Here is a 13086-nt window from a genome sequence, read left to right as displayed (position 1 = left end):
CAATAAAACATACACCTATATAGCTAACCAGCAGTTCGTTACCGCTCAATTACCATTGTTCGCACCTTTCCATTATCGAAGCTGTAGACATGATGCAGTTGATCGTCACTCACTAGGCGGCCGTCTAAATTTTTAATGAGTTGACGAACCCTGATGGCGATTTGGCCATCAGGTCTTGTTTCGAAGGAGAGCGGCTCCACAATGGGATTAATTTGCGACCATTGGCGAAGCCAGTAAGCACGGACCTCGTCGTGACCAGCTACGTACCCTCCTTCCCAACCGTTTGGCCAGGCAACATCGGTGTGCAGGTGTGCCAAGACGGCATCAATCTGGCGCGCGTTAAAATCCCGGTACAGCTGGCGAAGTAGCAGTTGATAATCCATAGCTTAACAAATTCATAATGAATAGGTCAAAGCTACGCCCGTTCACTCCTGGTTGCGCGTCAGCAGCGGTTGAGAGTTTATTGGATTTGCTTGAGACAAGTCGTTTACCTGTCTTTATACACTAAATATCCTGCTGGCCACGCCCACATCCGCGCCCGGCGCCATGCCTACCGTATCGTAGACCCTGTCACAAAGCCCGGCCAACAGTAGGCGGGCTTTTTTGTTTCTTAACGTAAACCGCGCATCTTGCCAACGCGCAAGCAACGCTAACCACAAACACAAACTATCACTTTTTACCGCGACCAATACTTCAACGCTTAACTAACTCACTATGAGCACGAAGAAAAAAATAGGGATTTTATTCGGCCAGGAAAACACGTTTCCACAGGCCTTTGTCGATCGGGTCAACGAAAAGCAAAGCGATTTCCCCGCCGAATTCGTCAGCATCGACCAGGTTGAGCAGGGCGTCCCAACCGACTACGCAGTCATCATCGACCGAATTTCGCAGGACGTACCGTTCTATAAAGCATACCTCAAAAACGCGGCTTTGACCGGCACGGCGGTCATCAATAACCCTTTCTGGTGGAGCGCCGACGAGAAGTTCTTCAACAACGCGCTGGCCGTGCAGTTGGGTGTTCCAGTACCCAAAACGGTCCTGCTGCCGTCCAAACATCGGCCCGACGATACGAACCATAACTCGTTCCGGAACCTGCAAAACATGAACTGGGACGGCATTTTTAACCACATCGGTTTCCCGGCATTCATGAAACCACACTCCGGTGGTGGCTGGAAGAACGTGTACAAAGTCGATAATGCAGAGGAGATGTTCCGGGCCTACGACGAAACGGGCCAGCTGGTTATGCTCTATCAAGAAGCCATTGATTTCACGGATTACGTGCGTTGCTACTGCATTGGCGGCAAAGAGGTGCTAATTATGCCCTACGAGCCCCGGAACCCACACCATCTTCGCTATGATTCGCAACTCAAAGTAACCGGCGATGCAGGTAAGAAACTGCTGGCGACCATCAAAGACTACGTATTGAAACTGAATCACGGCCTTGGCTATGATTTCAATACGGTCGAGTTCGCCGTCCGCGATGGTATCCCCATCGCCATTGATTTCTGTAATCCCGCTCCTGACGCCGACGTAAACTCAGTTGGTCAGGCCAATTTTGACTGGGTTGTTGAAGCAGCCGCGAACATGGCTATCGACCGGGCGAAGAAGGCACAAACCGGAAAAGACAACCTGACTTGGGGCACCTTCGTACGAGATTCCGTGGGCGGTCCCGGTCCCGCCAAACCGCCTAAAGCGCCAGAGCCTCCTAAGGTGGGGGAGCCAACCAAGGGACCGAAGCCCCCCAAGCCAAAAGCAGCCGAAGCCGATAAACCCGCCAAGCCGAAACCAAAAAAATAATTGATCTTTTCGGTCCTATTCCGCGTCGATAAACTCAGGTTTATCGACGCTTTTTTTGTACTTATCTTTTTGTCTCAGCCGATTTCAGGAACGAATGCTACCATCCGTTCAGCCACGTATTCTGGTCATTCGGGCAATAAATTTGCCGGTTCAGCGCACTTGATAGAAGTACTGAACACCATCAGCAAATCACTTCTTTACCCAAATAATATTAGGCCCTAAGCGAAAACAACCAATTTACCGTTCGTCACAAAATCAAAAACGGATGATGTTATCCTCGTCATTATTGGTCATATTCGCAGTCGATGAGCACTTTATTGCTCACTAATCATCAACTAGCAGCCTCTTTATGAGAAGAAGAGATTTCATCCAGTTATCTGGATTAGGCGTCGGAGCGCTGATGGGATCATCGATTCCTGTTATTGGGAACACCGTCCCGCTCGAACGATTACTCGAACCCGGCATCGACGTAGCGCTGAAGAAGAAACTGGCCGACATCGCTCTGAACACCGCGAAAAGCAAAGGAGCTACCTACACCGACATCCGCATTGGCCGCTACCTGCAACAGTCCCTTTTCACCCGCGAAACCCGCGTCCAGAATCTGGTCAATTCCGAATCCTTCGGCGTTGGTATCCGGGTAATTGCCAACGGTACCTGGGGTTTCTCAGCCACCAGTGACGTAACTCCCGAAGGTGTGGCTAAGTGCACCGAAACGGCCGTCGCCATCGCTAAGGCAAACGCTAAACTCCAGACGGAACCAGTACAACTGGCCCCACAAAAAGGCGTCGGTGAGGTAACCTGGAAAACACCAATTAAGAAAAATTCCTTTGAAGTACCCGTTGAGCAGAAAATTGACCTGCTGCTGAACGTAAATAATGCAGCCCTGAAAAACGGCGCGGCTTTCGTTACGTCAAACCTGTTCCTAATCAACGAACAGAAATATTTTGCCTCGTCCGACGGCTCGTATATCGATCAGGATATCCACCGGCTGTGGCCCACGTTTACAGTGTCGGCAGTCGACCGGGCGGCTGGTAAATTCAAAAGCCGCGACGCCTTTAGTTCGCCCATGGGTATGGGGTATGAGTACCTGGATGGGCTTGCTTCGGAGAAAATTCAGGCACCTAACGGGCTGGTCGGCTACCGCAGTTCCTACGACATGGTCGAGGACGCGACGCTGGCGGCCAAACAGGCGAAAGAAAAACTGACGGCCAAAACCGTTACGCCCGGCAAATACGACCTGGTTCTTGATCCAAACCACCTCGGTTTGACCATTCATGAATCAGTAGGCCACCCACTGGAACTCGACCGCGTACTGGGTTACGAAGCCAACTACGCCGGAACCAGTTTCGCGACCCTTGATAAGTGGAAAACTAAAAGCTTCAACTACGGCAGTAAGCTGGTCAATATCATCGCGGATAAAATCCAGCCGAACGCGCTCGGTACGGTCGGGTACGACGACGAGGGTGTACCCGCTAAGCAGTGGAACCTAATCAAAGACGGCATTCTGGTCAATTACCAGGCTATCCGCGATCAGGCGGCTATTCTGGGCGAGAAAGAATCGAACGGCTGTTGCTACGCCGACAATTGGGATTCGGTACAATTCCAGCGCATGCCGAACGTATCGTTGGCGCCCGGCACCGAAAAACGCTCAGTTACCGACATGATTAAAGGCGTCGAGAAAGGTATTTACATCATCGGCCGCGGTTCCTACTCCATCGACCAGCAACGCTATAACTTCCAGTTTGGCGGTCAGCTTTTCTACGAAATTAAAAACGGCCAACTGACTAACATGCTCGACGACGTAGCGTATCAGTCGAACACCCAGGAGTTCTGGAATTCGTGCTCACAACTCTGTGACAAGGATGACTATCGTACGTTCGGTTCCTTTTTCGACGGAAAAGGGCAGCCGTCGCAGGTAAGCGCCGTTTCGCACGGTTGCCCAACGACGCGCTTCAACGGTGTCAACGTGATCAATACCGGACGTAAAATTTAACCTGAACATGGCCATCTTAACCGAAGCAGAAGCAAAGAAAATTATCGACAAGGTCCTGTCGTTCTCCAAAGCGGATGAGCTAAGCGTGAACCTCTCAGGCGGCCGACGGGGCAATATTCGCTATGCCCGCAATGCCGTTTCGACCAGTGGTGAAGGCACGAATCTGTCGCTCGGCGTAACGGCAGCATTCGGGAAACGAACGGGCACGGCGACCATCAACGAATTCGACGATGCGTCGCTCGAAAAAACCGTTCGGCGCGCCGAAGAGATTGCCCGGCTCGCTCCGGAAAATCCTGAATACATGCCCATGCTGGGGCCGCAGACGTATTTAAAGACGGACCCGTACGCCGAAAGTACCGCTAAAATTGACCCCAACTACCGGGCACAGGCGACGTTTGACAGCCTCGACCCCTGCCGGAAGAAAAATCTAACCGCAGCCGGATACCTGGAAGATCGAACCAGTTTCAACGCCATCGGTAACACAAAAGGGTTGTCGGCGCATAATCGGGAAACGTCGGTCGAGTTTTCGGTTACCGTGCGCACCGCCGATGGATTGGGCTCAGGCTACGCTACCCGAGACGTAACGGATGTCAGTAAGCTCAACACCCGAGACGCGACCGAAGTCGCTATGCAGAAAGCTATGGCCTCGGCCAGTGCCCGCGCGCTCGAACCTGGTAAATACACCGTTATCCTGGAACCGGCCGCGCTGGTGGCCAACGTCGATGCGTCGCTGATGAACGCGCTGGTGCGGTCGATGGATGCCCGCTCGGCCGACGAAGGTCGTAGCTTCTTGAGCAAAAAAGGTGGGGGTACGCGCCTGGGCGAGAAACTCTTCGACGAGCGCGTAACAATCTATTCCGACCCGACCAATCCGGAAGTGCCCAACGGCGCATTCAGCGGGGATGGCCGGCCGCAGGAGAAAGTAACCTGGATTGAAAAGGGCGTAGTAAAAAACATGCCTTACTCACGCTACTGGGCCGAGAAAAAAGGCGTGCACGCTACCCCTGCGGGTGGTAACTTCATCATGGAAGGCGGGACACAGTCGCTGGCCGACATGATCAAAGGCACCGAAAAAGGCATCCTGGTAACCCGGCTCTGGTACATCCGTCCGGTCGATCCGCAGACGCTGCTGTACACGGGCCTGACCCGCGATGGCACCTTCTACATCGAAAACGGGCAGATTAAGTTTCCCGTCAAGAACTTCCGCTTCAACGAGAGCCCGGTCATCATGCTCAACAATCTTGAAGCACTGGGTAAACCCGTTCGGATGGGCGGCAACCTGGTCCCCCCCATGAAAATCCGGGACTTTACGTTCACCAGCCTGTCTGACGCCGTATAACGGACGCAGTGTACCCACATAACTCTAGTTAACCATTAATCGATACAACCTTGAAACGACGCGATTTTACCCAGCTAATGGGTCTGGGCGCCATGGGTGTTGCCATGCCTACGTTGCCCTCCTTTGCCCGTACGGTCAGCCCCGAAGCGCTGCTGGAACCCGGACTGGATGTTGCCGTCAAAAAGCGACTAGCCGATGCCGCCCTTAACACAGCCAAAGCCAAGGGAGCTACTTACGCCGACGTGCGCATTGGTCGCTACCTCAACCAGTCCGTACTGACCCGAGAAAATAAAGTACTGGGAATCATCAACACCGAGTCCTACGGCGTTGGGGTGCGCGTCATTGTCGATGGCAGTTGGGGCTTTGCCTCCGTCGGCGATGCCCGCGACGAATCGGTCGTCGCCAAAGCAACTGAAACGGCGGTAGCCATCGCCAAAGCCAACGCCCGGTTATTGACCGAACCGGTACAACTTGCTCCCCAGAAGGGTTTCGGGGAAGTGAGCTGGAAAGCGCCCATTCAGAAAAACGCGTTCGAGGTGCCCGTGAAAGAAAAAGTAGAGCTGCTGCTGGCGTGCAATGCTGCGGCTATGAAAAACGGGGCCAACTTCGTCAACAATGTTCTGTTTCAGGTGAACGAGCAAAAGTATTTTGCGTCGACCGATGGTACGTACGCCGACCAGGATATTCACCGGATTGGGCCCAGCTTTACCGTAACGGCCGTCGATCCGGCCAACGGTCGCTTCGCCACCCGTAACGCCCTAAGCGCCCCCATGGGCATGGGCTACGAGTATTTGCAGGCAAACCCCAAAGATAAAGTGACCGGCGTAACGACACGTTACAACAAGGGCTACGACATGCTCGAGGACATTACCGCGGCCGCTCAGCAGGCGCGGGAAAAAACCACAGCAAAATCGGTCGAAGCGGGCAAATATGACCTGGTCCTTGATCCCTCGCACACCTGGTTGACCATTCATGAATCAGTCGGTCACCCCCTGGAACTCGACCGCGTACTAGGCTACGAAGCCAACTACGCTGGTACTTCGTTTGCCACGCTCGACAAATGGAAATCCAAAGACTTCCAGTACGGCAGCAAGGAGGTTAACTTCTTTGCCGATAAAACGCAGGTTGGTTCGCTCGGGGCAGTCGGCTGGGACGACGAAGGTGTAAAAACGAAGCGGTGGGATCTGGTGAAAGATGGCATTCTGGTCAATTACCAGGCCATCCGTGATCAGGTACACATCATCGGCGAGAAAGAATCGCAGGGCTGCTGCTACGCCGATAACTGGAGTTCGGTGCAGTTCCAGCGCATGGCCAACGTATCGCTGGCGGCTGGTAAAACGCCCCTGTCGGTACAGGACATGATCAAAGACGTCAAGAAAGGCATCTACATCATCGGTGATGGCTCTTTTTCCATCGACCAGCAGCGGTATAACTTCCAGTTCGGCGGTCAGCTCTTTTACGAAATCAAAGACGGTAAGATTGCGGGAATGCTCAAGGACGTAGCCTACCAGGCCAACACCCGTGAGTTCTGGAATTCATGCGTCGCGGTTTGTGACGAAAGTGACTACCGGCTCGGGGGCGCTTTTAACGACGGGAAGGGGCAGCCTTCGCAGTCGAGCGCGGTATCGCACGGCAGCGCGACGGCCCGTTTCAATGGCGTGAACGTCATCAACACCGCTCGTAAAATCTGATTTGGGGACGATAAACTTAGACCAGGATGGCCATCTTAAGTAAAGAAGAAGCAAAGAAAATTATCGATAAAGTGCTTTCGTATTCGAAAGCCGACGAAATGAGCGTGGGACTGTCGGGAAACCGAACAGGTAACATTCGATACGCCCGGAACTCAGTTTCAACTTCCGGCGAAACAAATAATCTTTCCCTGGCTGTAACGGCTGTTTTCGGTAAAAAGGCGGGTACGGCTACCATCAATGAGTTTGATGATGCCTCGCTCGAAAAAACCGTTCGTCGGGCCGAAGAAATCGCCCGGCTCGCTCCGGAAAACCCCGAGTACATGCCTATGCTCGGCCCGCAGAAATACCTCGATACCAACACTTATTCCGAATCAACGGCCAAAATCAACCCAGAATACCGGGCGCAGGCCGCTTTCGACAGCCTCGATCCCTGCCGCCAGAAGAATCTGACGGCTGCCGGTTACATGGAAGACACAACCGGTTTTTCGGCCATGGGTAACAGCAAAGGCCTCTTCGGTTACAACCGGGAAACGAGCGTTGATTTTTCGATTACGGTCCGCACGGCCGATGGTACCGGCTCGGGCTACGCTATCCGCGACGTAAACGACGCCAGTAAGCTCAGCACCAAGGCCGCTACCGATGTGGCCATTCAGAAGGCACAGGCGTCGGTGGGTGCGCGGGCGCTGGAGCCTGGCAAATACACCGTTATCCTGGAACCGGCGGCTTCGACGGAGCTAATGCGGAACATGATGGGCAGCATGGACGCCCGCTCGGCTGATGAAGGCCGTAGCTTCTTGAGCAAAAAAGGCGGGGGTACGCGCCTGGGCGAGAAACTCTTCGACGAGCGCGTAACGATCTATACCGATCCCATGAACCCCGAACTTCCTCTTTCCCCTTTTGGCGGTGGGGGCGGTGGCCGTTTTGGTGGGGGCTCAGAAGGAGTTCCGCAGGAGAAAATCACCTGGATTGAGAAGGGAGTCGTGAAGAACATGTTCTACTCGCGCTATTGGGCCGAGCAGAAAAAAGTGAAAGCTATTCCGCGACCATCGGGCATCATTATGGAAGGCGGCACCGAATCGCTGGCTGACCTAATCAAGAGTACTGACAAAGGCATTCTGGTGACGCGCTTCTGGTACATCCGGGCCGTTGACCCCCAAACGCTGCTGTACACGGGCCTGACCCGCGACGGGACCTTCTACATCGAGAACGGCAAGATCAAATTCCCAATTAAGAACTTCCGCTTCAACGAGAGCCCAGTTATTATGCTCAACAACCTTGAAGCGATGGGCAAGCCTGTTCGGGCGGGAGGCTACCTGTTACCGCCGATGAAGATTCGGGACTTTACGTTCAGCAGCCTGTCTGACGCCGTGTAACGGACGCAGTATAGCTGACGCAGTGTAGCTGACGCCATCTAGCTTAAGCAATTGTAGTGAAACCATGAAGTGTAGGCGTTGTCAACGGACAAAGAACGATTCGTTGACAACGCTTTATCCGTAACTTACCCAACCAAAACCTACTTAAACACACTATAACTTTGAATCGCCGGAATTTCAACCAATTGCTGGGTATGGGAACTGCGGGTCTGATGATCCCCTCTCTACCTGCCTTTTCTCGGAACGTCTCGCCGGAACGTCTGATGGAGCCGGGCCTCGACGTTGCCGTTAAAAAACGACTGGCTGATGCCGCGCTCAATGCTGCTAAGAGCAAGGGCGCCAGCTACGCCGACGTACGAATTGGCCGCTATCTGAATCAGTTCGTCACTACACGGGAAGACAAAGTACAGAACATCGTCAACACCGAATCGTACGGAGTTGGTGTTCGTGTTATTGCGGATGGTTGTTGGGGCTTTGCCGCTGTCGTCGATGCGAAATCAGACGCAGACATGGCCAAGGCTGCCGAGTCGGCCGTAGCGATTGCCAAAGCCAATGCCAAGCTGATGAAACAACCCGTTCAGCTGGCTCCGCAGAAAGGGTACGGGGATGTGAGTTGGAAAGCACCCATCACCAAAAATGCGTTCGAAGTTCCGGTCAAGGAGAAGGTAGATTTACTAATGGCGGTCAACAGTGCCGCCATGAAAAACGGGGCTGATTTTGTTAACTCGGTCCTGTTCATGGTGAACGAGCAGAAGTACTTCGCATCGACTGATGGTACGTACGCCGATCAGGATGTTCACCGGATCTGGCCGACATTTACCGTAACGGCCATCAATAAACAATCGGGCAAGTTCGAAACCCGGCAGGCGCTCAGCGCTCCTATGGGCATGAGTTACGAATACCTGACGACCAATCCGGCCGACAAGGTAACGGGCGTAACGACCCGCTACAACAAAGGGTACGATATGGTCGAAGATGCTGTCGCAGCCGCCAAGCAGGCGCGCGCCAAGCATTCTGCGAAGTCGGTTGAAGCGGGTAAATACGATCTGGTGCTGGACCCGTCTCACCTCTGGCTAACCATCCATGAGTCAGTTGGTCACCCGCTGGAACTCGACCGCGTACTGGGCTACGAAGCCAATTTCGCCGGAACCAGCTTTGCGACGCTTGACAAGTGGAAATCCAAAGATTTCAACTACGGCAGCAAGCAGGTCAATCTGGTTGCCGACAAAACGCAGGTCGGTTCATTAGGTGCTGTAGGCTGGGACGACGAAGGCGTTAAAACCAAGGAATGGGATCTGGTAAAGGACGGTACGTTAGTGAACTACCAGGCTATTCGCGACCAGGTGCATATCATCGGCGAAAAGGAATCGCAGGGCTGCTGCTACGCCGATAGCTGGGGATCAGTACAGTTTCAGCGCATGGCCAACGTATCGCTGGCGGCTGGCAAAACGCCCCTGTCGGTGCAGCAGATGATCAAAGACGTTAAGAAAGGCATTTATATCATTGGCGACGGGTCGTTCTCCATTGACCAGCAGCGGTATAACTTCCAGTTCGGCGGTCAGCTCTTTTACGAGATCAAAAACGGCGAAATTGCGGGAATGCTCAAGGACGTAGCGTATCAGTCAAACACGCAGGAGTTCTGGAATTCGTGCGTTGCTGTCTGCGACGAAAAAGACTATCGGCTGGGTGGTTCGTTCTTCGACGGCAAAGGGCAGCCCCAGCAAGTGAGTGCGGTGTCGCACGGCAGCTCAACGGCGCGTTTCAACGGAGTTAACGTCATCAATACAGGTCGTAAAATTTAACATCATGGCGGTTATCCTCACCGAAGCAGAAGCAAAAGCGCTTCTCCAAAAAGTATTAAGTTACTCCAAAGCAGACGAGTGCGAAGTCAACCTAATGGGCGAAGAACGGGGCAACCTGCGCTACGCCCGGAACGAGGTCTCTACGAGTGGTTCAACCATCAACAAGAACCTGGTCGTTCAGTCGTCTTTTGGCAAGAAAGTGGGTACGGCCACGATCGATGAGTTCGACGATGCCTCGCTCGAAAAAGTTGTTCGCCGGGCCGAAGAACTCGCTCAGCTTGCTCCCGAAAATCCGGAATACATGGGCGTTCTGGGACCACAGACCTATGTTAAATCAACGGGTTTCTTTAACTCAACGGCGGGCATCTCCCCCGCTACCCGGGCCGATTCTGTAGACAAGAGTCTGCAACTGGCCCGTGACCAGAAGCTGACAGCCGCGGGTTTTCTTCAGGACTACCGGGGCTACTCGGCCATGATGAACTCGAAAGGTCTATTTGCCTATTACCCCAGCACCAACGTCAATTTCTCATTAACGGTACGTACTGACGACGGCAAAGGCTCGGGGTACGTAGCACGCGGCTACAGCGACGTATCAAAACTGGATACGGCAGCTGCTACGCGCATTGCCATGCAGAAAGCGCAGGGTTCGGCGGCAGCGCGGGCCATCGAACCGGGTAAATACACGGTTATTCTGGAGCCAACGGCAGCTGTTGTTCTGCTCGAATACCTCATGTGGGGAATGGACGCCCGCTCGGCGGATGAAGGTCGCTCCTACTTCAGCAAAACGGGAGGTAAAAGTCGCCTGGGCGACAAAATCGTGGATGAGCGCGTTACGCTCTACTCTGACCCGACGAACGCCGAACTACCGGCCTCTCCCTGGTCGGGTGATGGGCAACCCCAGAACAAGACGATGTGGATTGACAAGGGCGTAGTAAAAAACCTGTCGTACTCGCGGTACTGGGCGCAGAAGCAGGGAAAGAAGCCAATCCCCTATCCCAATAACATGATTATGGCAGGCGGCTCGTCGTCGCTGGAAGACATGATTAAGAGCACTCAACGCGGGATTCTGGTCACCAAGCTCTGGTACATCCGCGAGGTCGATCCCCAAACGATCCTCCTGACGGGTCTGACCCGCGACGGAACCTTCTACATCGAGAACGGCAAGATCAAGCATCCGGTCAAGAATTTTCGCTTCAACGAGAGCCCGGTTATTATGCTCAACAACCTCGAAGCCCTGGGTAAACCCGAGCGCGTCGTAAGCACCGAATCCGACCAGAACTACCTGGTCCCCCCAATGAAGATCCGGGAATTTACGTTCACGAGTTTGTCCGACGCGGTGTAACTGACGCCATGTAATAATCTTTGGCGAAGCTGATTCTATGTAAAACCAGACAGACGTCTCAGCTTTGCCAAAGTTGTCCTAATTGCGTAACTTCATAGACACTCGTAAAGCGACACTGTTATATAAGCAGTCAAAAATGCAGTTCGGAAAAACTATCAAGATCTTTTTGATTGACGGAGACCCAAATGGTCGAATGAGTTGTGAACTATCTAACTGGACGGGGAAAGCCTATAAAATACCCCGTACAAAGGTGAAGGATTGTATTGATCGACCAGATTTACTGAATACAGGAGTGTATCTACTCTTTGGGCGAAACGACGATGGCGACGAACAAGTCTATATAGGCGAAGCTGAAGAGGTTAGGGTGAGACTCAACCAACATTTAGCTCAGAAGGACTTTTGGAATGAAACGGTTGTCTTCGTGAGTAAGGACGAAAATCTAAATAAGGCCCACATTAAATATTTAGAGAACCGACTTTATCAAACTGCCCAAACAGCCAATCGATACAAGATTGAGAATTCAATAATTCCGACTCAATCGTCCATCTCGGAATCCGATAGAGCAGAAATGGAAGAGTTCTTAGAAAACGTCAAACTATTGGTCAATACACTCGGACATAAAGTGTTCGAAGAAAAGCGCGAGCAGCGGATTCGAGCAAAGCAAAAAGATCCGTTTTGTATCGTTGCTCCACGAGGAGCAGATGCGAAAGGTGAGCCAACATCAGAGGGGTTCGTAGTATTTAAAAGCTCGACCATTGCGTCTTCAACCGTCCCTTCGTTCTCCACATCGCTGCACAAACTTCGACAGGAAATGATAGACAGAGGAGACATCATCCAAGATGGTGAAAATCTTTTATTAGCCGACGATTATATATTTAGCAGTCCATCCACGGCAGCAGCAATTGTAATGGGACGTCCCGCGAATGGTCTAACAGAATGGAGAAATGTAGATGGTCGTACACTCAAAGGCTATGAATCAGAGTTGACCGATCTATCGCCAAAAAATATGTCGTTTTCTCCCACCAATAGGTTATTGATTGACAATAGAATTGATTCTTGATATGCTGAATAGCCGCGTTGCCGATCTTCTCGAAGCCCCCGATGCCAAACTGGTCATTGAGCGGGCACAGGCCATTCTGGCGAACGAAGCCGAGCGCCGGCGCGCCTTCCGCGAATGGTTGCGTGACGACTTCAAGGCCGAGTTTATTAACGGCGAAGTCATCATGCACTCGCCTGTTAAGCGTCGGCATCTGGATGCGTCAAAATATCTGGAGAATCTCCTGCAGAATTTTGTCTTACTAAACGATCTGGGTGTAGTCGATTCAGAGAAAGCGCTTGTTGGACTGACTCGTAACGACTACGAACCGGACATCTGCTACTGGAATAAGGAGACAGCTGACTCGTTCGATGACGACCAGATGGAACATCCGGCTCCGGATCTGATCGTGGAAATTCTGTCAAAAAGCACGACAGGTCGTGATCGTGGCATAAAGTTCGAAGACTACGCTGCCCACGGGGTTCGAGAGTACTGGATTATTGATCCGGTTCGCAAATCCCTGGAACAGTACCAATTGGACGAAGCGACGATGGCCTTTGCCTCGGCTACTACGTTGTATATCGACGATACGCTCGATGCCATCACGATCCCCGGTTTTCAAATTCCGGTACGCGCCATTTTCGACAAGGCAGTCAATCTGGAAACGTTACAGACATTGATGCGGCTATCAGCGTAATGATATGCCTCAGTTA

The 13086-nt window shown here is 52.6% G+C and carries 10 protein-coding genes; 9 read left to right on the top strand and 1 reads right to left on the bottom strand.

Going from position 1 to position 13086, the window contains the following annotated elements; translation table 11 throughout:
• Nucleotides 1-38 precede the first annotated feature (38 nt).
• On the bottom strand, nucleotides 39-383 hold the full coding sequence (locus tag ACYVAD_RS17765; protein WP_461140863.1) for a nuclear transport factor 2 family protein: 345 nt from the start codon (nucleotides 381-383) through the stop codon (nucleotides 39-41).
• Between the two features lie 331 nt (nucleotides 384-714).
• Between ACYVAD_RS17765 and ACYVAD_RS17760 the strand changes: the two genes are divergently transcribed.
• The 9 genes from ACYVAD_RS17760 to ACYVAD_RS17720 all read left to right on the top strand — a co-directional run bounded on the left by ACYVAD_RS17760 (nucleotide 715) and on the right by ACYVAD_RS17720 (nucleotide 13070).
• Entirely contained in the window at nucleotides 715-1797 is a 1083-nt protein-coding gene (locus ACYVAD_RS17760; RefSeq protein WP_461140862.1) for an ATP-grasp domain-containing protein, read from the top strand.
• Nucleotides 1798-2146: 349 nt separating this feature from the next.
• Nucleotides 2147-3790 (top strand): TldD/PmbA family protein, encoded by a 1644-nt coding sequence (locus ACYVAD_RS17755; RefSeq protein WP_461140861.1) that lies wholly within the window; start codon nucleotides 2147-2149, stop codon nucleotides 3788-3790.
• 7 nt (nucleotides 3791-3797) lie between these two features.
• Entirely contained in the window at nucleotides 3798-5129 is a 1332-nt protein-coding gene (locus ACYVAD_RS17750) for a TldD/PmbA family protein (protein WP_461140860.1), read from the top strand.
• A 50-nt stretch (nucleotides 5130-5179) separates the two neighbouring features.
• Nucleotides 5180-6820 (top strand): TldD/PmbA family protein, encoded by a 1641-nt coding sequence (locus ACYVAD_RS17745; RefSeq protein WP_461140859.1) that lies wholly within the window; start codon nucleotides 5180-5182, stop codon nucleotides 6818-6820.
• A gap of 26 nt (nucleotides 6821-6846) precedes the next feature.
• A complete protein-coding gene (locus ACYVAD_RS17740) occupies nucleotides 6847-8193 on the top strand; it encodes a TldD/PmbA family protein (RefSeq protein WP_461140858.1) in 1347 nt (448 codons plus the stop codon).
• A gap of 161 nt (nucleotides 8194-8354) precedes the next feature.
• Complete coding sequence (locus tag ACYVAD_RS17735; RefSeq protein WP_461140857.1) at nucleotides 8355-9995, top strand: TldD/PmbA family protein; 1641 nt, start codon at nucleotides 8355-8357, stop codon at nucleotides 9993-9995.
• A 4-nt stretch (nucleotides 9996-9999) separates the two neighbouring features.
• The gene (locus ACYVAD_RS17730) at nucleotides 10000-11337 is read left to right on the top strand and encodes a TldD/PmbA family protein (RefSeq protein ID WP_461140856.1); all 1338 of its coding nucleotides are present in this window, start codon (nucleotides 10000-10002) and stop codon (nucleotides 11335-11337) included.
• A gap of 136 nt (nucleotides 11338-11473) precedes the next feature.
• On the top strand, nucleotides 11474-12397 hold the full coding sequence (locus ACYVAD_RS17725; protein WP_461140855.1) for a GIY-YIG nuclease family protein: 924 nt from the start codon (nucleotides 11474-11476) through the stop codon (nucleotides 12395-12397).
• Nucleotide 12398: 1 nt separating this feature from the next.
• Entirely contained in the window at nucleotides 12399-13070 is a 672-nt protein-coding gene (locus tag ACYVAD_RS17720) for a Uma2 family endonuclease (protein ID WP_461140854.1), read from the top strand.
• Nucleotides 13071-13086: the final 16 nt, after the last annotated feature.

This window comes from Spirosoma pomorum (assembly GCF_054776615.1).
Note: the sequence above shows the minus strand (reverse complement) of the source record. Positions and strands in the feature narration are given on the sequence as shown.

Coding starts and splice junctions, on each gene's coding strand:
- ACYVAD_RS17755 (WP_461140861.1), top strand. CDS start 2,147: ATGAGAAGAAGAGATTTCATCCAGTTATCTGGATTAGGCGTCGGAGCG.
- ACYVAD_RS17740 (WP_461140858.1), top strand. CDS start 6,847: ATGGCCATCTTAAGTAAAGAAGAAGCAAAGAAAATTATCGATAAAGTG.
- ACYVAD_RS17720 (WP_461140854.1), top strand. CDS start 12,399: ATGCTGAATAGCCGCGTTGCCGATCTTCTCGAAGCCCCCGATGCCAAA.
- ACYVAD_RS17765 (WP_461140863.1), bottom strand. CDS start 383: ATGGATTATCAACTGCTACTTCGCCAGCTGTACCGGGATTTTAACGCG.
- ACYVAD_RS17730 (WP_461140856.1), top strand. CDS start 10,000: ATGGCGGTTATCCTCACCGAAGCAGAAGCAAAAGCGCTTCTCCAAAAA.
- ACYVAD_RS17725 (WP_461140855.1), top strand. CDS start 11,474: ATGCAGTTCGGAAAAACTATCAAGATCTTTTTGATTGACGGAGACCCA.
- ACYVAD_RS17760 (WP_461140862.1), top strand. CDS start 715: ATGAGCACGAAGAAAAAAATAGGGATTTTATTCGGCCAGGAAAACACG.
- ACYVAD_RS17750 (WP_461140860.1), top strand. CDS start 3,798: ATGGCCATCTTAACCGAAGCAGAAGCAAAGAAAATTATCGACAAGGTC.